We start from the raw sequence: 21,777 nt of genomic DNA on the forward strand, positions 1-21,777 counted from the left end.
GATAGTGCGGGTTCCCGTGTGAAAGTAGGTCATCGTCAGGCTCTTACAGCCCCAAAAAGCCCAGCCCCACAAGGCTGGGCTTTTTGCTTTTTGCGGGGTGCTTCGCGTCATCGACAAGAAGGCAAGCAGTCGTTGCTCAGTTGCACGTAGATGACGCCGATTTCGGGACCTACGTGAAATCCTGTCCCATAGCGCCTTCGATTTCCTTGAATCCGAAATGAGCGCTCCAGCGAGCTCAAGCACCGCTGGGTGCACGTACGCCTTCCTGCAGACCGCAGGCGTATTGCCGAGTCGCGCGGCGACCGCGCACAGGAGCATCCTTGATGCTCACCCACCCGGACGGACGATTGGGTCCACATCATCACAGGCGAATCGGACGCGGATCCACTCGAACGCCTGAACCGTTCCGTGCCAAGTCCTGAAGTCTTTGGCGCTGAAATCTCTTCCCGCGATCTCGCGCAGGTAGTCGTTAACGTCGGTCGATGAGATGCTCCGCGGATTGCCGTCCTGCCTTCGTACTGAAACAGCTCCTGCCCCGCCAATAGCTGGCAACGCCGAACCACCTTGGCGATGCGCGGATCATCGATCCTCGTCTCGTGAAGGACGCCGCTCTTCCCGCGGAAACGCAACCGAAGGCTGCTTCCGCGCAGGTCAACGTGTCTGTTGCGGAGCGTGGTGAGTGGCGTGGGGCAGGCATGGCCTTTGCAAAAAATTGCGGTCACGGCAAACGCCGCAGCTGAAAATCCCCGAAAGAGTGCTCATCCGCTGCGCCAGCCGCTGTAGGACGCCGCATCGGCTTCCGGTCCGCCACCGCCCAGCGTCCTGCACCCCCTTCTTCTTGCCAACGAAAGAATCCCATGTCGCTCCTCTGGTCCAGCCGCGCCCGCGCCTTCGCGCTTTCAGCAGCCGTCGTGCTTTTCGCCGGCTGCGCTTCCACGACCCAGCCGCGCGCAACCGAGCCGGTGAAGGTCAAGGTCTTCGTCGCCGCGATGTTCGAGATAGGCCAGAACACCGGCGACCGCGCCGGTGAGTTCCAGCACTGGTACGAGCGCTACTGGAAGGGCGCGACGCCGATTGCCGTCCCAGGTGCCTTGCAGCCTGTGTACTGCAATGCGGATGGCGTCTGCGGCGCAGTCCTCGGCATGGGCAAAGTGAATTCGTCCTCATCCATGCAAGCGATCCTGCTGAATCCGAAGTTCGATTTCTCGCAGACCTACTACGTCATCTCGGGCGTGGCCGGCACGCCGCCTTCTCGCGGGACCATCGGGGAGGTGAGCTGGGCCACGTGGCTTGTCGACTACGACCTCGGACATCGTTGGGCGCCGGAGGAAAACAAGGCCGGGGAGCCGACCTTCATGCCGCGCAAAGGCTACGAGGAGTACCGCCGATTCAAGCTCAACCCGGATCTGGTGGCGTGGGCGATGAAGCTCTCTGCCGACACCCCCCTGAAGGACTCGGACTCGGCCCGCGCCTACCGCCTTCGCTACCCGCAGGCCGCAGCGCGCCGCGCGCCCTTCGTTGGCACCGGCACCCACATGACCGGCGACACCTTCTTCCACGGCCCCGGCATGTCCAACCAGGCGCAGTACATCGCCAAGCTGTACGGCGCGGACGACTATGTCATCACCGAAATGGAAGCCGCGGCCGTGACCCTGGTGATCAAGCGCACCCACGGCACCGATCGCGTGATGAGCCTGCGTGGCGCCGTCAATTTCGATCAGGGCAATCCTCGCGAGACCACGCTGCAGCATCTCGACCCGGCGCCGGGCGAGACCGCCGGTGGCTTCGCAGAGACGGTGGAGAACATCGAACTGGTGGGCAGCCGGGTCGTGGATCACATCGTCGCGAACTGGCCCCAGTGGCAGAACGGCGTGCCAGCCCGCTGAAGCAGCCGGCGCGGCGGGCAGCCAGGCTAGAAGAGCGAAGCCGTCCTGGCCGTGGCGTCGAGGGTGTCCGCGGCTTGGCGCCCTCCGCCCGGATTCGCGCGCGCCAGCTTCGCCGCATCCGCCTCTGTCGCCTTCAGCAGCGCACCCACGCGCACGCCGAGCAGCCTCAGCGGCCGCTCCAGCGGCACCCGCTTGAGGCACTGTCCCCCGACCTGCCGGATCGCCTTCGCATCGGCCGTGAAATGGTCGATGGTCTGGTCGCGCGTCGCGATCTTGAAATCGTCGTAGCGCAGCTTGATGCCGATGGTCTTGCCCACGTAGCCCTTGCGCTGGAGATCTTCCGCGACTTTCTCGCACAGGTGCGTGAAGATGGCGCCCAACTCGGCGCGATCCCGCACCGCGTGCAGGTCCCTGTCGAACGTGGTCTCGCGGCTCATCGACACCGGCTCGCTCTCCGTGACCACCGGCCGCTCGTCGCGCCCCCAGGCCACTTCGTGCATCCATGCGCCCGTGGCCTTGCCGAAGTTCGCGATCAGCCAGTCGCGATCGCGTGCCGCGAGCTCGCCGATGGTGCGGATGTCGTGACGTTGCAGCTTCTCATCGGCCTTCGGCCCGATGCCATTGACCTTGCGGCAGGGGAGCGGCCAGATGCGGCCCTGGAGGTCGTTCTCGAACACCACCGAGATCCCGTTCGGCTTGTCGAACTCGCTCGCCATCTTCGCGATGAGCTTGTTGGGCGCCACGCCGATCGAGCACGTCAGACCCGTGGCCTCGAAGATCGACTTCTGGATCAGCCGCGCCAGCACGCGGCCGCCCTCGCGCTGACCGCCCGCCACCTGGGTGAAGTCGATGTAGACCTCGTCGACCCCACGGTCTTCCATCACCGGCGCGATCTCGGTGATGACCTGCTTGAAGCGACGGGAATACTTGCGGTACTCGTCGAAGTCCACAGGCAGGATGATCGCCTGCGGGCACAGCTTCGCTGCCTTCATGAGCCCCATCGCCGATCCGACGCCGAACTGCCGCGCCGGATAGGTTGCGGTGGTGATCACGCCGCGTCCGACGTAGTCCTTGAGCAGGGGAAAGGCTCCGACGGGAATATCGGCGAGCGTGCCGCCGTCGGGGACGTCGCGCAACGCCTCGTCGATTTTGCGCCGCCCGCCGCCGATCACCACCGGCAGCCCCTTGAGCTGCGGATAGCGCAGCAACTCGACGGAAGCATAGAAGGCGTCCATGTCGAGATGGGCAATACGGCGGATCGGGGCGGCACTCACGGATGTCATTTTCGCCGCGACACTGCTGGTTGGTTGCCCAGGGTTGCGCACAGCGGGCACCCGGTGCCATCATGCGCCGTATGCAGTCCGTTGCCTTCATGCTCTGGCGCCGCCTCGATGCTCCGGGACACGACGTCTGTCGCCTGGACCGCAACGGCGACAACTGGCAGATCGATGGCGCCGCGGCCTTTCGCCACGAGGATGGCCGCGCCGCGCAACTGCACTACCGGGTACGCTGCGATCGCGCCTGGCACACGCAGTGGAGCACGGTGCGCGGCTGGCTCGGCAACGAGCAGATCGATTTCTCCATCGTGCACGACGCGCACGGCGCGTGGAAGCTCAACGATGCGCCGCTACCCGATCTCGGGCACTGCGTCGATCTCGACCTTGGCTTCACGCCGGCCACCAATCTGCTGCCGCTGCGCCGCCTGCATCTCGCGCAAGGCGAAGCGGCCGACGCACCTGCTGCATGGCTCGATCTCGAGAGCGGCAGCCTGGTCGAACTCAAGCAACGTTACGAGCGACGCGGCGAATCAGACTACTGGTACATCTCCCCGCGCTTCGACTACGCCGAGATGCTGAAGGTCACCGGCGACGGCTTCGTGAGCCGCTATCCGAAGCTCTGGGAAGCCGAGGCCTGAGCGCCGCTCAGTGATCGTGGCGCAGGTAGGTCGCCTGGCGGGGCAGCCGCAGACTCACCAGGAAGGCGATCACCATCATGGCCGTGACGTACCAGTAGAAGGCCGTCTCGTGGCCGATCGACTTGAGGCCCAGTGCCACGTATTCGGCTGACCCGCCGAACAGCGCATTCGCCACCGCATACGCCAACCCGACGCCGAGTGCGCGCACTTCGGGCGGGAACATCTCGGCCTTCACGATGCCGCTGATCGAGGTGTAGAAGCTCACGATCGCCAGCGCCAGGATGATCAGCACGAAAGCCACCAACGGACTCGTGACCCCTTGAAGCGCGGTGAGGATCGGCACGGTGCACAGCGCGCCGAGGCCGCCGAACAGCAGCATGTTGTTGCGCCGGCCGATGCGGTCCGACAGCGCGCCGAACGCCGGCTGAATGCACATGTAGACGAAGAGCGCGAAGGTCATCACGTAGCTGGTCGTCTTGATCGGAAGGCCCACCGTGTTGACCAGGTACTTCTGCATGTACGTGGTGAAGGTATAGAAGATCAGCGAGCCACCGGCGGTGTAGCCCAGCACGGTGAAGAACGCGGCCTTGTGGTGGCGGAAGATGCCCGCCAGCGAGCCCGCCTCCTTGTTCGCACGCGATTCGGCAGTCTGCGTCTCGTGCAGTGTGCGGCGCAGGAACAGCGCCACCACCGCCGCGATCGCGCCGATCACGAACGGGATGCGCCAGCCCCAGGCCTTGAGTTCGGCTTCGCTCAGCAGCTGTTCGAGCACGACGATCACGAGCACCGCGAGCAACTGCCCGCCGATCAGCGTGACGTACTGGAAGGACGAGAAGAAGCCGCGCTGTCCGCGAAGCGCAACTTCGCTCATGTACGTGGCCGTGGTGCCGTATTCGCCACCGACCGAGAGGCCCTGGAACAGCCGGCAGATCAACAGGAGGAAGGGCGCCCACGCGCCGATGGCCGCGTAGGTGGGAAGGCAGGCAATCGCGAGCGAACCGGCGCACATCATCGTCACCGAGATCAGCATGGAGGTCCTGCGGCCGTACCGGTCCGCGACGCGGCCGAAAAGCCATCCGCCGATCGGGCGCATCAGGAAGCCCGCTGCGAACACCCCCGCGGTGTTCAGGAGCTGCGCCGTCGGGTCCGACTTCGGAAAGAACGATGGCGCGAAGTACAGCGCGCTGAAGGCATAGACATAGAAGTCGAACCACTCGACCAGGTTGCCCGACGAGGCCGCCATGATCGCGAAGATGCGATGGCGTTTCTCTTCGCTGGTGTAGGCGCGTGAGGAAATCGCGGAATCGACGATGGCCGATCCCGCGGAGGATGTGACGGAGCTCATGCGGGTGCCTCTCTGCGTGTTGCTAGGGCAATCCCCTAGTTTGCCCCGCCGCAGGAGCCGGCGCCGTCAGCCGGTGCCGTAACCCTGCCTAGAAAGTGCCGGGCAGCAGGATGCTCGAGTCGACCTCGTCGACCTGCGTGCGCCCGCAGAAGGCCATGGTGATGTCGAGTTCCTTGTGGATGATCTGCAGCGCGCGGGTCACGCCCGCTTCGCCGAAGGCACCGAGCCCGTAGAGGAAGCTGCGGCCGATCAGCACGCCACGCGCACCGAGCGCGCGTGCCTTCAGCACGTCCTGCCCGCTGCGGATGCCGCCGTCCATCCACACCTCGATCTCCGTGCCGACCGCCTCGGCGATCGCCGGGAGCGCGGCGATGGAGGAGGGCGCGCCGTCGAGCTGCCGGCCGCCGTGGTTGGACACGATCAGGGCATCCGCGCCGCTGGAGGCCGCGAGGCGCGCATCCTCCACGTCCATGATCCCCTTCAGGATCAGCTTGCCGCCCCAGAGCTTCTTGATCCATTCGACGTCGGCCCAGCTCAGCGTCGGGTCGAACTGCTCTGCGGTCCACGACGACAGCGACGACAGGTCCTTCACGCCCTTCGCATGGCCGGCGATGTTGCCGAAGGTGCGGCGCTTGGTGCCCAGCATGCCCATGCACCAGCGCGGCTTGGTCGCGAGGTTCATGAGGTTCTTCAGCGTGGGCTTGGGCGGGGCGGTCAGGCCGTTCTTGATGTCCTTGTGCCGCTGGCCGAGGATCTGCAGGTCGAGCGTGAGCTGGAGCGCCGAGACGTTCGCGGCCTTCGCGCGCTCGATCAGCTGCTCGATGAACTCGCGATCGCGCATCACATAGAGCTGGAACCAGAAGGGATGGCGGTCGGTGTGCTCCGCGATGTCTTCCAGCGAACAGATGCTCATCGTCGAGAGCGTGAACGGAATGCCGAAGGCCTTCGCGGCGCGGGCGCCGAGGATCTCGCCGTCCGCGTGCTGCATGCCGGTGAGGCCCGTGGGCGCGATCGCCACGGGCATTGCAACTTCCTGGCCGATCATCGTCGTGCGGGTCGAGCGGCCCTCCATGTTGACCGCCACGCGCTGGCGCAGCTTGATCTTCTGGAAGTCATCCTCGTTGGACCGGTAGGTGCCTTCGGTCCATGCTCCCGAGTCGGCGTAGTCATAGAACATGCGTGGCACGCGGCGTTCGGCAATGACTCGCAGGTCTTCGATGTTCGTGATCTTGGAGAGGTCTGGCACAGGGGGTGGCTCCTAGGTTGTCTGATCTTTGCGCGGTGCCTATTATCCGCAGGGCTTCGACCGACCAACTCCTGACAACAAAAGGCGGACATCTATGACATGGCAGCAGGTCTACAACCCGTTCGGAAACATGGTGCTCTCGACGGCACTGGCGGCCATACCGGTCGTCGTGATGCTGGTGTGTCTCGGCTTCCTCCACATGAAGGCGCACATCGCCGCCGGGCTCGGGCTGATCAGCGCGCTGCTCATTGCCGTCGTCGCCTTCGGCATGCCGGCCGGTCTCGCGGGCCGCGCAGCCTTCCTTGGCGGACTCACGGGACTGTTGCCCATCGGCTGGATCGTCCTGAACATCATCTTCCTGCAGCAGCTCGCCGAGCAGAACGGCAGCTTCAAGGTGCTGCAGGACTCGCTCTCCGACATCACCGAGGACCGTCGTCTCCAGTTGCTGCTGATCGCCTTTGCCTTCGGTGCGTTCTTCGAAGGTGCGGCCGGCTTCGGCACGCCGGTGGCCGTGACGGCCGCGATTCTCATCGGCCTCGGCTTTTCGCCGCTGGCGGCTTCGGGCCTTTCGCTGATCGCCAACACCGCGCCTGTCGCCTTCGGCGCCCTGGGCACGCCGGTGATCACGCTCGCCAAGGTGCATGGCTATGACCTGATGGCGGTCACCGCGATGATCGGCCGGCAGTTGCCGTTCTTTTCGCTGCTGGTGCCTTTCTGGCTGATCTGGGCCTTCGCAGGCCGCAAGGGCATGCTGGAGATCTGGCCCGCCATTCTCGTGACCGGCGCCTCGTTCGCCATCCCGCAGTTCCTCGTGTCGAACTTCATCGGCCCCGAGCTCGTGGACATCATCGCGGCCATCGTCTCGATGGTGTCGCTCATCCTCTTCCTGCGTGTCTGGCAGCCGCGCAACATCTGGCGCTCGGTCTCGCTCAAGGGGCACGAGGACGACGGTGGGACGCCGGCGGCCACGGCCACTGCCAAGCGCTCGCCCCATTCGACGGCCGAACTCGTGCGCGCATGGACACCGTGGGCGATCATGACCGTCTTCGTGTTCATCTGGGGCCTGCCGCCAGTCAAGACCTGGCTCAACGGTCTCTTCGCGCCCAACTTCCCGATCGACGGCCTGCACAACATGGTCGAGAAAGTGCCGCCGATCGTGCCGTCGCCCACCAAGGAGGGCGCGGTCTACGCCTTCACGTTGCTCTCGGCCACCGGCACCGGCATCCTTCTGTCGGCCATCGTGGGCGGCCTGGTCGCCAAGTACAGCGTCGGTCAGCTCATCGTCGCCTACGGGCGCACGCTCAATCTTGTGAAGTACTCGCTGCTCACCATCGCGCTGATGCTCGCGCTGGGCACGTTGACGCGTTACTCGGGCCTCGACAGCACGCTGGGTCTCGCATTCGCCAACACCGGCGTCCTCTATCCCTTCTTCGGCACGCTCATGGGCTGGCTCGGCGTGGCGCTGACCGGATCGGACACCGCCTCGAACGTGCTCTTCGGCGGCATGCAGAAGGTCGCTGCCGACCAGCTGGGCCTGTCGCCGAACCTCATGGGCGCGGCCAACAGTTCGGGTGGCGTCATGGGCAAGATGATCGATGCGCAATCCATCGTGGTGGCTTCCACCGCCACGCGGTGGTTCAACCACGAGGGCGACATCCTGCGCTATGTGTTCTTCCACTCCATCGCGCTGGCATCCCTCGTCGGCATCTTCGTGACGCTGCAGGCCTATGTGTGGCCGTTCACGCTGATGGTCGTGAAGTAGGAGGCGGAAGGCGACGATGCGATTCCTGGTCGTGGGCGCGGGTGCGCTCGGCGGATATTTCGGCGGCAGGCTGCTCGATGCGGGCGGAGACGTCACCTTCCTGCTGCGCCCCCGCCGCGCCGCGCAGCTCGCGAAGACTGGGCTGGTGGTGAAGAGCCCGCACGGCAACCTCCGCCTGCCTGCGCCGCCGTCGGTGCAAAGCGCGAACATCGCGGGGCCCTACGACGTCGTGATCGTCGGTTGCAAGGCCTACGATCTCGGCGAGACCATGGAGTCGTTCGCGCCTGCAGTGGGGCCGGGTACGGCGATCCTGCCGGTGCTCAACGGCATGCGGCACCTCGACGATCTCGCGCAGCGCTTCGGCAAGGACCGCATCCTCGGCGGCCTTTGCATGATCTCGGCAGTGCTCGACGGCGAGGGCGCGGTGCTGCACCTCAGCGACGTGCATGGACTGACCTATGGCGAGCTGGACGGCGCGCATTCGCCGCGCATGAACGCGCTGCAGGCGGCCTTCGGCAAGGCGCGCTTCGATGCCGTCGCATCGGACAACATCCTTCAGGACATGTGGGAGAAGTGGGTGCTGATCGCATCGGCGGCTGGCATGACCTGCCTGATGCGCGCCGCGGTCGGCGACATCGTGCGCGCCGGCGCGACGGATCTCTGCGTCGGCATGGTCGACGAGTGCGCCGCCATCGCGGCCCGCAACGGCTTTGTGCTGCGTCCCGCGGCACTCGAAAGGGCGCGTGCGATCGTCACTGCGCCGGACTCACTCATGACGGCCTCCATGTTCAAGGACATCGAACGTGGGGGGCCGATCGAGGCGGATCACATCGTCGGCGACCTGCTGCGTCGCGGCGGTGCGAGCCAAAGCTTGTCTCTGCTGCGCGTCGCGTATGCCCACCTCAAGGCCTACGAAGCGCGCAGAGCGCGAGAGTCGGCACCGAGTTAGCCGAGCCATCTACTTGAGAGGGCAGAAGGGCCAGCCCTCGACGCTTGCCCAGATGCATGCGCGAATCCAGGCGATGACGACTTGCGGATCCTGCCGTTGCGGCACGGTTCTCATCGATATCAACATCTCGCACCTCGTTGTGGTGGTGACTGTTGTGAAAGTTATAGATCGCACAAGGGGCGCGCTCCAGCGGCGTCCTGCGTTCGTCGCCGTGGGCCGGCATGGGCAGCGGCTGTCCGCCATCCGGTGGTGCGGCAGCGTCGGCTGCCGCTGACAGGCGTCGGACGAAACCGCCGACCGCCGTTCAGCGGCTGGCGTTCTTCGCGCCGGTGGCCGCCACGCCGGCGCCCCGCACTTCCAGGCGGATGCTGTCCGCCACCTGGCCGCGCGCATCGATGAGCTCGACGACGTGCCGTCCCGGCCAGGGCAGCCACTGCGCGCGGTTGCCGCGTGCCAAGGGCTTGCCGTCGATGCGCCATTGCACCGCGCGGCCGTCGGCCTCGAAGCGCACACGCTGGCTGCCGGGGGGAATGTCCGGATCGATGGCGATGATGGTCCCGTCCGCCGGCGAGGCAATGCGTGGCGCCGCCTCGGCGACGGCGTCGGGCGCGATCGCGAACACCGCCTGTTCCGTGCCGGCGACGAACCATTCGCTGCGCGCCGCCTCCAGTTCGTCGCCGAAACGCACCTGCTTCTGCACCACGCCGGCCGGCGGCCTGGGCGCGCGGCTCGGCACGCCGCGATGCAGGAAGCCCATCACCTCGGCCCACACCGGCGCCGCGCCGCTGGTGCCGCTCACGTCCCACATCGGCGCGCCGCTCGCGTTGCCGACCCACACGCCGACGGTGTAGCGCTGCGACCAGCCGATCGCCCAGTTGTCCCGCATGTCCTTGCTGGTGCCGGTCTTCACTGCGGTCCAGAAGCGCGTGCCGAGCACGCTGTCGAGCCCGAACGTGCGTGCCCGCGCATTGGCGTCACTCAGGATGTCGCCGACGATGAACGCTGCGCGCGGATCGATGGCCGGCGCACTGCCCGGTTGCGAGGTGGCCGGCGCGGGCAGATAACGCGTCTCGCCGAAGCGCCCGCCGTTCGCCAGCGTGCGATAGGCATTCGTCAGCGCGAGAAGCGACACCTCCGCGCTGCCGAGCGCGAGGCTGTAGCCGTAGTAGTCGCCGCTCTGCGCCAGCGGCAGGCCGGCCGCGCGCAGCTGCCGCGCGAAGGCTTCGGGCGACACCATGACCAGCGTGCGCACCGCCGGCACGTTGAGCGAGGCCGCGAGCGCGGTGCGCACCGAGACGTGGCCCTTGAACTGCCGGTCGTAGTTCTGCGGGATATAGAGGCCGCTTGCGGTATTGATCTGCGCGGACGAATCGTCGAGCAGCGAAGCCGCAGTGAGCCGACGCTCGGCGATGGCTTCGGCATAGAGAAAGGGCTTGAGCGTGGATCCGGGCTGCCGTTGCGCCAGCACGCCGTCCACCTCGGCCGCGCGGCTCAGGGTGCCCGAGGAGCCGATCCACGCGAGCACTTCGCCGCTCGCGTTGTCGAGGACCACCACCGCGCCGTCTTCCACGTTGCGCCCGCGCAGCTCGCGCAGGTGCCTGTGCAGGGTGTCGAGCGCGAAGCGTTGCAGCGGCGCTCGCAGCGTGGTGCGAACGTCGCCGTGCGTGTCTTCAGTGCGCGCCGCCACCGCGCGGCGGGCGAGATGCGGCGCGATGCCTTCGCTCGCATCGAAGCTGCGCCGCTGCAGCGCGGCGCTGGTGAACATGTCGACGGCGTCGCAATCCGGCCGACTGCCGGCTTCCATCGTGCGCATCAGTTCGCAGGCGCGCTGGGCGACCAGGGTGGGCTTCGCGTTCGGCGCGCGCACCAGCGCGGCTGCCACGGCCGCCTCGCGCGCATCGAGGCCGTGCGGCGCCTTGCCGAAGAGCGTTCGCGAGAGCGCGTCGATGCCCACGATCTCGCCGCGGAACGGCACGATGTTGAGGTAGGCCTCCAGGATCTGGTCCTTGCGCCAGGTGTGCTCCAGCCGCTGCGCCGCGACCGTCTGCCCGAGCTTCTGGCCGAGGCTGCGGCCGCTCCCGCCGCGCCGCAGGTCGTCGTCCAGCAGCCCGGCGAGCTGCATCGTGATCGTGGAGGCGCCGCGCGTGCGCGTGTTCCAGAGATTGCCCCAGGCGGCGGCAGAGACGGCGCGCCAATCGACGCCGCTGTGTTCGTAGAAGCGCTGGTCCTCGCTCAGCACCATGGCCGTGCGTAGCGCGGGCGAGATGTCGGCGAGGGCGGTCCATTGACCCCGGCGGACCGCCGGATCGATGCGCACGCGCTGCAGCAACTGGCCGTCGCGGTCCAGCACCAGCGTGTCGGACGGGCGGAAGTCGTGCCGAACTTCATCGAAGGTGGCGAGCGCCCAGACCGGCCGCGCCAGCACGAGGGCAAGCGTCGATAGCAGAAGCGAAACGGACAGACGGGATGGCGACATGGGAAGCGGTAGCGACCGCACCCATGCGGCCGCGCGCTAGCTTGCCACAGCCGTGCCTGCGGTGACCGTCGCCATGTGCGCGCAGATCGCGCCGGGCGTGGTGAGCCAGATCTCACCCTCGTCGCGCAGGCGTGCGAGGTGCTTCAGCGCGCGGCGCAGGTGCCGCAGCCGGTAGGGTTGCCCGACGATGTACGGATGCAGGGCCACGCCCATCACCAGCGGCTGGCGGCGCGACTGATCGAGCATCTCGTCGGCGTTGTCGATGATCATCTGCGCGAAGTCCTTCGCGTCCATCTGCCGGGCGATGATCATCGGGATGTCGTTCAGCTCCTGCGGGTAGGGCACCGACCACAGCGTGCGGCCGCTGCGGGTGCGCATCGGAATCGGCTGGTCGTCATGGCACCAGTTCAGCGTATAGCGGTAGCCGGCCTCGGCGAGCAGGTCGGGCGTGAGGTGGCTTTCGGAGATCCACGGCGACAGCCAGCCCGAGGGCGCCTTGCCGCTTTCCGCGAGCATCCGGGCGCGGCATCGGGCGAGCAGCGCTGCTTCGCCGGCTTCGTCCATGTCGCCCTGACGCTCCGCATTGCTGTGGCCGTGGCCGATGAGCTCGTCGCCGCGCGCGACCGACGCCGCGATCAGGTCGGGGCAGTGGTCGTACAGCGCGGTGTTGAGCAGCGTGCCGCAGACCATGCCCAGGCTGTCGAAAAGTTCGAGGCAGCGCCACGCGCCGACGCGGTTCCCGTATTCGCGCCACGAGAAGTTCAGCACATCCGGATGCGGCGACGCGGGGCCGATGCAGGCGCCCATGCCCTCGCCGAACGCGAAATGCTCCAGATTGAGGCCGAGGTACACCGCCAGCCGGGCGCCATTGGGCCACGCATGGTCCGCGCGGCGGGTGATCGGCGCGTAGTCGAACCGGCCGTGCGTGGGCAGCGGGCCGGTGTACTTGGGGCTCATTGGGCGACCCTCGCGCAGCGGCCCTTCGGGATTCGCCTACGGGCGGCCGGGCGGCTCATGCAGGGCGACGTGCGAGCAGCGCCCAGACGCCCGCCGCCGACAGCAGCGAGCCGCCCGCCAGGTTGAAGCGCCGCTGCGCACGCGGCGAAGCCAGCAGCCTGCGTGCCGAACCGGCGAACACCGCATAGAGCGTGGCGTTGAGCGTTGCCATCGTCACGAAGGTGAGGGCGAGGAGCCAGAGCTGGTGCGTCACGTCCGCGCGCGGGTTGATGAACTGCGGCAGGAAGGCGACGAAGAACACGATGCCCTTGGGGTTCAGCGCCGTCACCAGCCAGGTGTTGGCGAACAGCCGCCAGCGCGACCGGGGCGCGGCCGGCGCAGCGAGTTCGGCCGGCGAGATGCCCGCGCGCAGCAGCTTCACGCCGAGGTAGAGCAGGTACAGCCCGCCGACCCACTTGATCACCATGAACCAGAACGCCGAAGTCGCCAGCAGCGCACCCAGTCCGAGCAGCGAGAGCACCAGCGCGGTCGAGTCGCCCAGCGCGACCGCCGCCACCAGCGGCACGTTGGCCCGCCGCCCATGCGCGACGGAATAGCTGATGACCGTGAGGATCGTCGGCCCGGGGATGATCAGCAGCACGGCGGACGCGGCGACGAAGGCGAGCCAGAGTTCGATGGACATGCGGAAAACCTTCAGGGATGGGGGATGAACATGGATGCTAGCGCGGTGCCTTCGCCGCCTTGCGACGCTTCGGCTTCGAATGCTTGCGGGGCAGCGCAGCGATCACGAGCGATTCGCGTGCCAGCATGGCTCGAAATCGGACGAAGAGGTCACAGGTGCGTCAAAAGAGCTTCCACTTCACGACCACGAAGGCGGCGCCCGCGAGCGGCAGCAGGTAGATGAGCAGGAAGATCGGCAACTCCTCGCCGAACGAATAGCCGGCCTTGGCGATCCCGATCCACATGTTCGCCGCCGCGATCACGAACCAGAGGGCGGCGAATGCGATGAGGCTCATGCGCATGCCGTCGCCGAAGCCCCCCGCCATCGACTTGCCGGCGGCCAGGCATACGGCCAGCAGCACAAAGCCGCCCAGGATGAAAAGCAGTGTGCGCATGTCAGCCCTCCAGCACGAGTTGCGTCTGCGTCACCACGGCGCAGAGCTTGCCTTCCTCGGACTTGATGGTGGTCTGCCACACCATCGTGGTGCGTCCGCGATGCAGTGCGACCGATTCACCCACCACCGTGGTGTTCACCTTCGCGCCGCCGATGAACTTGGTGCTCGAGTCGGTGGTCGTGGTGCGCTTGCCCTTCGGCAGATTGATAATGGTGCCCACGGCGCCGAGCGTGTCGGCGAAGGCCATGTACGCGCCACCGTGCATGATGCCGCCGGCCGTGCAGAGATCGGGCCGGACCAGCAGGTTCGCGACGACCCGCTCCGGCTCCAACGTCAAGAGGCGCACCCCCATCAGGCCGGGAAAGATCGGATCGAGCATCTGCTGGATCTGCTCGACGGTCGGCATGGACATGGAACTCCTTCGCAGGTGGACGAGGTTCAGTGACTGTGGCCGAAGCGGACGGACGTGCGTTCGCGCGCCTTCGCGGCCTCGACCTCGCGGTCGCGCGGCCCGGCGGTCGTCACCAGCGATCCGATGAGCGTGCGCGCCACGGCGGCGACGTCTTCGACCGCGCGATCGAAGGCCGCTTCATTGGCCTTCGACGGATGGTTGAACCCGCTGAGCTTGCGCACGAACTGCAGGGCCGCGGCGCGCACTTCCTCTTCGGTCGCGGGGGGTTCGAAATTGAACAGGGTCTTGATGCTTCTGCACATGGGCGGTGGCCTTCATGGGACGGTCCTGCGTTCCATCATGCCGTGGAGTCGTCGCCGGTGGAACCACCGGCAATCGACGTGCTACTTCGGCGCCTCCACCTTGATGCGCGGATTGGGCGCCTCGCCGAACATCTCCGGCGCATACAGCGCCTCGACCCGGCTCGGCGGCATCGCGAATTCGCCCACGTTGTTCAGGCGCACCGTGTATTCCACGCGTGTGAGCCCCTTGGGCAGGTAGCCGTAGTAGCTGCGGAAGGCCTCGAAGCTGCGCTCCTCGAAGGCCAGCCAACCACCGCCGGCGCGCTTCTCGCCCTGGGTGGCGATCTGTGAATCGCGCCCGAGCCCGGTGCCGAGGATGGCCGCACCGGCCGGGACCGGGTCGGTAATCGCGACCCAGGTCATGTCCGTGCTCGCGTCCACTTCGAGGCTCACGCGCAGCACGTCGCCCCGGGTGTAGATGCCCGGCACGGCCTGTTCGACCGGCGTGATCGTCCGCTTGATCGCATAGCCCGCCACGAAGGAGGCCTTGAGCGGCACCGCCGCCACCGACTGCAAGGTGAGCCACGGCTTGCCGCTGCCGGTCTGCGTGACGAGCAGCGTGTCATGCGCGGCAGGCGCGGCCGGCCAAGGAATGAACATGCTGTTGTTGCGCAGGTTGCCCGGCGAGGCCGGTGCGCCGAACGCGGTCGTCTGGTTCGGGGCGCCGCTCGCGTCGGTGGTCTTCACGCGCTCGACCTTGCTCCAGTCCACCTGCGCCTTCGCGCCGCCCAGGCTCGCGGCCGTGACGCCCGTCACCGGCGCGCTCTCGAACTTCTTCGAGAACTTCTCCAGCGCGAGGCCGCCCCAGAGATTCGCGTTGGTCGTGAGCCACGCACCCTTTTGCTGGCGGCCGATGAAGCCGTTGGCGAGCTTGGGGATGTCGTCCTTCCACGCCGGGTCGTCCATCACGGTGAGCAGCAGGCGCGCGGTGTTGACGTCGCCATTGGCCATCAGCCACCACCAATGGTCGTCCTGCTCGGTGCTGAAGGCGACGCGCGTGCCCTGGTAGTTCAGGCGCGCCTTCAGGACGTTCATCGCCTCGTCCTGCCGCTGCTGGCGCTGCGGCACGTCCTGCACGCGCCGGAGGATGTTGATCCAGTCGATCACCGCGCTGGTCGGCCACTGGTTGGGCGCGATGGTGATGCTGCCGGTCATGCGGCCCTGCGCCTTGCCGTAGCGCGACAGCGCCTCGAGCGCCGCGAGCTTGCGCACGTCGAGGTCCTTGCGCGGGCTCCAGAAATCGCGCTGGATGCGGCCTTCGACGAAGGCGATCAGCCCTTGCTCCATCGGTGCGCGCGCCGCATCGGGCAGCGCGAAGGCCGGGTCGAGCGCCGCCGCCTCGTTCGTTGCGGCGAGCAGATAGGCGGTCAGGATGTCGCTGCCCCGGTTGGCCTCGCCGTCACGCGGCGGGAAGTAGTTCGCGAGGCCGTCGCCGTCGAGATAGCTCGGCAACTGCGCGACCACCGTCTGCCAACCCTTGCCGTCGCGCAGGCCGATGGACTTGCTGGCTTTCTGTTCCAGGCAGATGTACGGGTAGGCGGCGAACCAGTCGCGTACGCCGCCCAGGCCTTCTGCCAGCTTCGGCTGCAGCGACAGGCGCACCCCGCCGCGGCCGGGCAGGGCATCCGCGGGCGCTGCGACATCGAGGGTGAAGGGCCCGTCGATCTGCGCCAGCGTGGCCTGCTGCACGGTGAGTGGCACCGCGGGCACGATGCGCTGACGCACCTTGAGGGCATCGCGCGCGCCGCTGACCGTGTCATGGGCCTCGATCTCCCACAGGATCGCCTCGGCGCGCAACTGCGCGAGCTGCGCCGGCGCGGTCACCATCCACGCGATCTCGCGCGCTTCGCCGGCCGGGATGTCGATCGTCTGCGGCTCGAGCGCGAGCAGCGTGGCGCGCGGCGTGGCTTCGACCTTCATGTCCTTCTGCGTGGTGTTGCGCAGCGTGATCTGCGCGCGGAACTGGTCGTCCTCGCGCACCAGTGGCGGCAATCCGCTGATGATTTGCAGGTCCTGCGCGGACTGGATCGATGTCTGGCCGGTGCCGAACAGGCCCACGCCCGAATCGGCGACCGCGACGATCCGGAAGGTGGTGAGTGCGTCGTTGAGCGGCACCGTCACCGTGGCCTGCCCGTTGCCGTCGAGCACGATCTTCGGGTTCCACATCAGCAGGGTGTCGAGCAGTTCGCGCGTCGGGCTCTTGCCGCCGCCTCCGCCGGCCGGCACCGCCTTGCGGCCGTAGTGCCGGCGGCCGACGATCTCCATCTGCGCGGTCGATGTGCTCACGCCCCAGCTTCGCCGCTGCAGCATGGCTTCGAGCAGGTTCCAGCTCTCGTTGGGCATCAGCTCCAGCAGCGCCTGGTCGACCGCGGCCAGCGCCACCTCGGCGCCTGCAGCGGGCTTGCCGTCGGGCAGCTTGCCGGTGATGGTGATCTGCGCCTTGCCGCGCACCGGGTAGCTGGGCTTGTCGCTCGCGACCTTGACATCGATCTGGTGCGCCTGGGTGCCGACGCGGATCTCCGCCAGCCCGAGCCGGAAGGCGGGTTTGCTCAGATCGACCAGCGCGGTGGGAGCGACGTATTCCTTGCCCTCGTACCAGAAGGCGGTCCACCATTCGCGCGGCGCGCGGAAGCCCCAGGTAAAGAAGCTGTACCACGGCACCTCGCGCAGCCGGCCGCGCAGCGCCAGCACGCTGACGTACACGTTCGGCCCCCACTCGGGCTTGATCTGCAGGCTCACCGTCGGGTCCTGTCCGTTGAGCTTCACGACGTGCGTTTCGATCAGGCCCTCGCGCTCCACCGACACCAGTGCGGTCGCGAAGCGGAAGGGGCTGCGCACCTGGAACTTCGCGACTTCGCCGGGCTGGTAGTTCTTCTTCTCGGGCAGCACGTCGATGCGGTCGTGATCTTCGCCGCCGAACCAGAGCTCGCCCTGGCGCGTGACGTAGACCGTGCTGGACGCCCGGCTCTCGCGGCCTTCCTTGTCGCTCGCGATCGCGATGAGCTCGATCTCCCCGGGCTCTTTCAGCTCCGCCTCGCACAACAGCAGGCCGCGCACATCGCTCTTGCCACTGCAGACCGTGCCGATCTCCTTCGTCTCGGTCTTGTTGTCGTAGGTGTAGAAGCCGCCCACCATGCGCTTGCGGCTGGTGGTGGTGATGCGGGCGATGGCGCGCACGTTGAGCGTCGCACCTTCGCGCGGCTTGCCCGCGAGATCGAGCGCCACCGCCTGGAAGCGCAGCTTCTGGCTGGTCGAGACCCAGCCTTCGGTCTTGATGCCCGCGATCACGCCGGCGGGCCAGAGCGTCTGCGTGCTGCGCAGCGTCTGGATCTCGCCGTTCGGATCGGCGTAGCTCGCTTCGAGCAGCAGCTCGCGCGGCGTGAACCGCGCGGGCGGGATCTTGTCGATCGTCACCTTGCCCGCACCGTTGCGGTCGAGCGTGAGCGGCAGCTTGTCGGCGACCACGCGCGCGTCGTCGGCGGGGGATTCCGCATCTTCGGCATTGCCGGTCGCCGCGCCTTCCTTGCGTGGCGGCGAGAAGCTGAAGGCTTCGAAATCAGGGAACGACAGCGACTTGCCGCGCACCATCGCCGACACCCGCACCGGCAGGCTTCCCGCACCGCCGCCCGACACATAGTTGATCTGCACATCGACCGGCACCGCCGTCGCTGCGACCAGCGGGTTCTTGTCGCTCGGGGAGATGCGGCCTTCGAACACCGGCAGGCGGAATTCCTCGACACGGAACTGGCCGGTGCTGTAGTTGCGTTCCGTGTCGCGCGACGCGCCCGAGCCGTTGCGCAGTTCGACTTCGTAGAGCCCGAGCTTGGCGGCGGGCGGGATCTCGAAGGTGTTCTCGCCGCTTAGCCCGCCGGTCGCGGTCCTGCGCCACTTGAGTGGCTGCGTGAACTGCTGCCCGCTGCCGACGTGGGTGACGACCATCGTGTCCGGCTGGCTCGTGGGCAAGCCGAAGCCGCTGCGGGTCTGCGTGCGGATCATGTGCTTCATCGACACCGTCTCGCCGGCGCGCAGCAGCGTGCGGTCGAAGATGGTGTGGGCCACGCGGTCGGGCTCGGCCTCCTGGCTCGTGGGCACGTTGAAGCGCCAGGGCTCGATGCCGCGCTGCCAGTCGGTCCAGGTGAAGGCGAGGTCCTCGACGCCGTCGGCATCCTTCGCGCGCGCGCTGACGAAGTAGGCGTCGGCGCTGTATTCCTCATCGTTGGAGCAGCTCGGCGGATTCACGGGAAGGCTGGCGAAGCGCGCGATGCCGTCCGCATCGGTCGTGCCACTCGCGATCTCCTTGCCGTCGCAGCCGGACACGCGAACGCTGGCTTTGGGCACCACCTTGCCCTTGTCGAGCGTCGTGACCCAGGCCAGCGAGTTCTCGCGCCCCAGCTTGAAGTGCACCGCGAGATTGGTCGCGAGCGCGGTGGTGCGCACGTACATCGTGCGGCCGCCGCCGTAGCGTTCGTCGAGCAGGGCATCGCCGAGCTTCTGCGATGCGATCTCGAGCACGTGGAAGCCCGGTGTGAGCGGGATGCCGATCACCTCGAACGGCCGCGGATCGCCGCTCTCGCTCCTGGGCATGTCGAGTGTGCGCACGCCGCCCTGGCCGCCGAGAAGCGACAGCATGCGGGTCTGCACGTTGTCGCGTTCGTCCTTGTCGATCACCTTCGGCAAGGAGCCCTTCACGTCGCGCGCGGCGGATTTGCGGGAGACCGTGTAGTTGTTGTCGTAGCGGCGCACCTTGCGAAACCACGCGATGATTTCCGCGTCGCTGCGCGGATTGAGATCACTCACCTTGCCGGGTGTCAGCGCCTGTACCTGCAGCGCGGGCTCGACGCGGCGGACCGTCACCGGCATCAGGGCCACGCCGCCGGGCTCTGCAAGCCGCTCAAGCACGCCGAAAGGCGACGCCGCGAACTTGGCGAGCGGCGGCATCGCGCCGGTCGCGACCTTCATCGGAAAACTTCCGGGCGAGGCCAGCATGCGGCCCGATGAATCCTCGAACTTCGCTGGCAGCTCGATGGTGAATTGCGTCTGCTCGGGGAAGGGCGGGGCGAAGCTCACGCCATCGACGAGTGCATCCGCGTTGGCCGTGCTGTCCTCGAACTTCGGCTTGAGCTCCTTGCCGCCGCCCTTGAGCGTGATCTGCGCGGCCAGCTGGCGAGAGACCGAGGCGTTGAAGCGCAGCGCCATCGGCCGCAACGGCAGGCAGGCCGACTGCGCGTTCTCGCGCTCGCAGGTGAAGGAGACGGCGAATGGCTCGCGCACCTCGAAGGTGAGGCGCCGCTCGACATTGTTGGCCACGCCCGAGGGCGTTGCGACGCCCTTGCCGTAGACGATCTGCACGCGGCCGCCCGGCGGAAGGGTGCGGTTGCATTGCAGCGTGACGAACCGGCCGGGCTCCTTCGCGGCGTCGCGGTCGCGGCCCAGGACTTTGAGCAATGCGTTGCGCTGCTCGCCTTCGACGAGCCTGACGGGAATGCGCTCGCCGATGCCGTCGGCAGAACACCAGACGTTGTCCTGCAGGCTCTGCGGCGCGGCGGCGCCATTGAGCTCGAGCATGAAGAGCTGCTGCTCGTCGATCTTTCCATAGCTTGGCTGCCAGTTGCGGATGAACGGTCCGCCGCTGTTGAACTGGTAGCGCTCCGGCCCCGTCAGCGCCGAGCCGCTCGCCGACTTGAATCCGTCCACGCGCGTGACGGTGCAGCGCACGCCGGGCGGCAGGTCGCTCTCGAAGTCGAAGACCCATTGCTTCTCGCCGGTCCAGCGCCCGGTGCCCTTGCCGGCCTGCGCATCGGTGCAGCTCACGGTCAGCGGCGCTGGCGCCCGCGGATCGCCGAAGTTCACGGCGGCCTGGTCGAAGCGGGCGACGACCTGCCGGATGCGGGCGACTTCGCCTTGCGGCGTGAGGCTGGCGATCTGCAGGGCGTGGGCGCTCAGTGCGCCAAAGGCCAGCGCAAGGGCGGCGAAACAGCGCGAAGTCTTTCTTGTGTTCAACGAGGCTTCTCCTTCGGCCGGAAGGGTAGCGCATGGCCGTCGCGCGTCTCTGGCACGCGATGTGCCTCCACTATGATCGATCGATATGAAACTGCTGTTCAGCCACCCCGCCGGCAACCAGAACGTTCGTGCCATGCTCGATGGTCTGCAGCGGGAAGACATGCTGGCGCGTTTCGCCACCACCTTCGCCGCCCGGGAAGACAGCCCGCTGCTCAGGCTGGTGCCGCAGAAGCTCGGCAAGGAGCTGCTCCGCCGTCGCTTCGACGTTCCCCCCGAGAAGATCCTGCAGCATCCCTCGCGCGAGTTCGCCCGCATGATCTGCTTCCGGTTCGGCTGGAATCACTGGGTGCGCCACGAGGAAGGCTTCGCATCGATCGACGGCGTGTTGCACGATTTCGATCGCTTCGTGGCCCGGGCGCTTCCCACCGTCCATCGCGAGCACGGCGTCAAGGCGGTCTACAGCTACGAGGATTCCGCGCTCGACACGTTCAGGCAGGCGAAGTCGCTGGGCATGCGATGCGTCTACGACCTGCCGATTTCCTACTGGGAGGTAGGGCGCCGCCTGATGGAAGAAGAAACGCAACGCCTTCCCGAATGGGTCGGCGCGCTCGGCGGCGGCATGTGCGACACCGATGCCAAGCTGGAGCGCAAGGTGCATGAACTCGAGCTCGCGGACCTGGTCGTGGTGCCGAGCAAGTTCGTTGCCGATTCGCTGCCGGATTGGGCGTCGGGCAAGGCCCGGGTGCTCTCGCCCTTCGGCTCGCCGAGTTCCTCCGGCACCTGGTCGCGCACGGCGGAAGACCCATCGCGCCCGCTCCGGGTGCTCTTCGCGGGCTCGATGGGGCAGCGCAAGGGACTGGCCGACCTGCTGCAGGCGATGCACCTGCTGGGCGGCGAGAACATCGAACTGGTGGTGATGGGCGGGCCGCTCGAATCGCTCGATTTCTATCGCAGGCAGTATGCGGGCTTCACCTACGAGCCGGGCCGGCCGCATGCCGAGGTGCTCAAGCTGATGAACAGTTGCGATGTGTTCTGCCTGCCGTCGCTGTACGAAGGCCGCGCGCTCGTGATGCAGGAGGCCATGAGCCAGGGCTTGCCGCTGGTCATCACGCCGAACACCGGTGGCGAGGATCTCGTGATCGAGGGCAAGACCGGATTCCTGGTGCCGATCCGCTCGCCCGAGCAGATTGCCGAGAAGCTCGCCTGGTTCAACCAGAACCGGCAGGCGCTGATGGCGATGAAGGAGCAGGCGATCCGGCACGCCGCCAGCTACACATGGAGCAACTACAGCGCCACCGTGATCGACGCGATCCGCGCGCTGGCCTAGCCGCTGGCAAGGACCTGACCATGCGGCCTCCGAGGCCGGCATGCCG

16 protein-coding genes are annotated in these 21,777 nt (G+C 67.3%); 5 read left to right on the forward strand and 11 right to left on the reverse strand.

The genetic code is table 11. From position 1 onward, the window contains the following. Window positions 1-327: 327 nt before the first annotated feature. Entirely contained in the window at window positions 328-552 is a 225-nt protein-coding gene (locus tag BLW05_RS36775) for a hypothetical protein (protein WP_143044772.1), read from the reverse strand. A 305-nt stretch (window positions 553-857) separates the two neighbouring features. Here BLW05_RS36775 and BLW05_RS04855 point away from each other — a divergent pair, with 305 nt between their 5' ends. Further along, entirely contained in the window at window positions 858-1,886 is a 1,029-nt protein-coding gene (locus BLW05_RS04855) for a purine-nucleoside phosphorylase (RefSeq protein ID WP_093160534.1), read from the forward strand. Between the two features lie 26 nt (window positions 1,887-1,912). Here the strand turns inward: BLW05_RS04855 and dinB are convergent, their stop codons facing one another. After that, complete coding sequence (gene dinB / locus BLW05_RS04860; protein WP_093160537.1) at window positions 1,913-3,169, reverse strand: DNA polymerase IV; 1,257 nt, start codon at window positions 3,167-3,169, stop codon at window positions 1,913-1,915. Between the two features lie 62 nt (window positions 3,170-3,231). Between dinB and BLW05_RS04865 the strand changes: the two genes are divergently transcribed. Next, entirely contained in the window at window positions 3,232-3,801 is a 570-nt protein-coding gene (locus tag BLW05_RS04865) for a putative glycolipid-binding domain-containing protein (protein ID WP_256330047.1), read from the forward strand. A gap of 7 nt (window positions 3,802-3,808) precedes the next feature. Here BLW05_RS04865 and BLW05_RS04870 read toward each other — a convergent pair whose 3' ends face one another. Together BLW05_RS04870 and BLW05_RS04875 are read right to left on the reverse strand one after the other, a co-directional pair. Continuing rightward, on the reverse strand, window positions 3,809-5,146 hold the full coding sequence (locus BLW05_RS04870) for an MFS family transporter (protein ID WP_093160542.1): 1,338 nt from the start codon (window positions 5,144-5,146) through the stop codon (window positions 3,809-3,811). 88 nt (window positions 5,147-5,234) lie between these two features. Then, window positions 5,235-6,392, reverse strand: a complete 1,158-nt coding sequence (locus tag BLW05_RS04875) for an alpha-hydroxy acid oxidase (protein WP_093160544.1) — start codon at window positions 6,390-6,392, stop codon at window positions 5,235-5,237. Window positions 6,393-6,486: 94 nt separating this feature from the next. Between BLW05_RS04875 and BLW05_RS04880 the strand changes: the two genes are divergently transcribed. Further along, window positions 6,487-8,154 carry an L-lactate permease gene (locus tag BLW05_RS04880; protein WP_093160547.1) on the forward strand — a complete coding sequence of 556 codons (1,668 nt, stop codon included), beginning with the start codon at window positions 6,487-6,489 and terminating at the stop codon, window positions 8,152-8,154. A gap of 16 nt (window positions 8,155-8,170) precedes the next feature. Next, window positions 8,171-9,103: a 2-dehydropantoate 2-reductase gene (gene panE / locus BLW05_RS04885; protein ID WP_093160550.1), complete on the forward strand. Its 933-nt coding sequence runs from the start codon at window positions 8,171-8,173 to the stop codon at window positions 9,101-9,103. 304 nt (window positions 9,104-9,407) lie between these two features. Here the strand turns inward: panE and pbpC are convergent, their stop codons facing one another. The 7 genes from pbpC to BLW05_RS04920 form a co-directional block, all read right to left on the reverse strand. Next, on the reverse strand, window positions 9,408-11,579 hold the full coding sequence (gene pbpC, locus BLW05_RS04890) for a penicillin-binding protein 1C (protein WP_177142565.1): 2,172 nt from the start codon (window positions 11,577-11,579) through the stop codon (window positions 9,408-9,410). Between the two features lie 36 nt (window positions 11,580-11,615). Then, window positions 11,616-12,536, reverse strand: a complete 921-nt coding sequence (locus tag BLW05_RS04895) for a polysaccharide deacetylase family protein (RefSeq protein ID WP_093160552.1) — start codon at window positions 12,534-12,536, stop codon at window positions 11,616-11,618. Window positions 12,537-12,591: 55 nt separating this feature from the next. After that, entirely contained in the window at window positions 12,592-13,218 is a 627-nt protein-coding gene (locus tag BLW05_RS04900) for a LysE family translocator (protein ID WP_093160555.1), read from the reverse strand. A 160-nt stretch (window positions 13,219-13,378) separates the two neighbouring features. Beyond that, entirely contained in the window at window positions 13,379-13,651 is a 273-nt protein-coding gene (locus BLW05_RS04905; RefSeq protein WP_093160557.1) for a hypothetical protein, read from the reverse strand. 1 nt (window position 13,652) lies between these two features. Further along, entirely contained in the window at window positions 13,653-14,063 is a 411-nt protein-coding gene (locus BLW05_RS04910; RefSeq protein ID WP_256330048.1) for a PaaI family thioesterase, read from the reverse strand. A gap of 26 nt (window positions 14,064-14,089) precedes the next feature. Beyond that, window positions 14,090-14,365 carry a DUF2277 domain-containing protein gene (locus tag BLW05_RS04915; protein ID WP_093160560.1) on the reverse strand — a complete coding sequence of 92 codons (276 nt, stop codon included), beginning with the start codon at window positions 14,363-14,365 and terminating at the stop codon, window positions 14,090-14,092. 81 nt (window positions 14,366-14,446) lie between these two features. Continuing rightward, on the reverse strand, window positions 14,447-20,539 hold the full coding sequence (locus BLW05_RS04920) for an alpha-2-macroglobulin family protein (RefSeq protein ID WP_371126916.1): 6,093 nt from the start codon (window positions 20,537-20,539) through the stop codon (window positions 14,447-14,449). Here BLW05_RS04920 and BLW05_RS04925 point away from each other — a divergent pair. Further along, a complete protein-coding gene (locus BLW05_RS04925; RefSeq protein WP_093160562.1) occupies window positions 20,490-21,731 on the forward strand; it encodes a glycosyltransferase family 4 protein in 1,242 nt (413 codons plus the stop codon). The two genes, BLW05_RS04920 and BLW05_RS04925, sit on opposite strands and share 50 nt — an antisense overlap. The last annotated feature ends 46 nt before the right edge of the window (window positions 21,732-21,777 follow it).

Origin of the sequence: Variovorax sp. YR216, assembly GCF_900107745.1 — a bacterium.
In the GTDB taxonomy this organism is placed as follows: Bacteria; Pseudomonadota; Gammaproteobacteria; order Burkholderiales; family Burkholderiaceae_C; genus Variovorax.

Coding starts and splice junctions, on each gene's coding strand:
- BLW05_RS04870 (WP_093160542.1), bottom strand. CDS start 5,146: ATGAGCTCCGTCACATCCTCCGCGGGATCGGCCATCGTCGATTCCGCG.
- BLW05_RS04900 (WP_093160555.1), bottom strand. CDS start 13,218: ATGTCCATCGAACTCTGGCTCGCCTTCGTCGCCGCGTCCGCCGTGCTG.
- BLW05_RS04925 (WP_093160562.1), top strand. CDS start 20,490: ATGAAACTGCTGTTCAGCCACCCCGCCGGCAACCAGAACGTTCGTGCC.
- BLW05_RS04855 (WP_093160534.1), top strand. CDS start 858: ATGTCGCTCCTCTGGTCCAGCCGCGCCCGCGCCTTCGCGCTTTCAGCA.
- BLW05_RS04880 (WP_093160547.1), top strand. CDS start 6,487: ATGACATGGCAGCAGGTCTACAACCCGTTCGGAAACATGGTGCTCTCG.
- BLW05_RS04905 (WP_093160557.1), bottom strand. CDS start 13,651: ATGCGCACACTGCTTTTCATCCTGGGCGGCTTTGTGCTGCTGGCCGTA.
- dinB (WP_093160537.1), bottom strand. CDS start 3,169: ATGACATCCGTGAGTGCCGCCCCGATCCGCCGTATTGCCCATCTCGAC.
- BLW05_RS04910 (WP_256330048.1), bottom strand. CDS start 14,063: ATGTCCATGCCGACCGTCGAGCAGATCCAGCAGATGCTCGATCCGATC.
- BLW05_RS04915 (WP_093160560.1), bottom strand. CDS start 14,365: ATGTGCAGAAGCATCAAGACCCTGTTCAATTTCGAACCCCCCGCGACC.
- BLW05_RS04865 (WP_256330047.1), top strand. CDS start 3,232: ATGCGCCGTATGCAGTCCGTTGCCTTCATGCTCTGGCGCCGCCTCGAT.
- BLW05_RS04920 (WP_371126916.1), bottom strand. CDS start 20,539: ATGGCACGAACGTTCTGGTTGCCGGCGGGGTGGCTGAACAGCAGTTTC.
- BLW05_RS04895 (WP_093160552.1), bottom strand. CDS start 12,536: ATGAGCCCCAAGTACACCGGCCCGCTGCCCACGCACGGCCGGTTCGAC.
- panE (WP_093160550.1), top strand. CDS start 8,171: ATGCGATTCCTGGTCGTGGGCGCGGGTGCGCTCGGCGGATATTTCGGC.
- pbpC (WP_177142565.1), bottom strand. CDS start 11,579: ATGTCGCCATCCCGTCTGTCCGTTTCGCTTCTGCTATCGACGCTTGCC.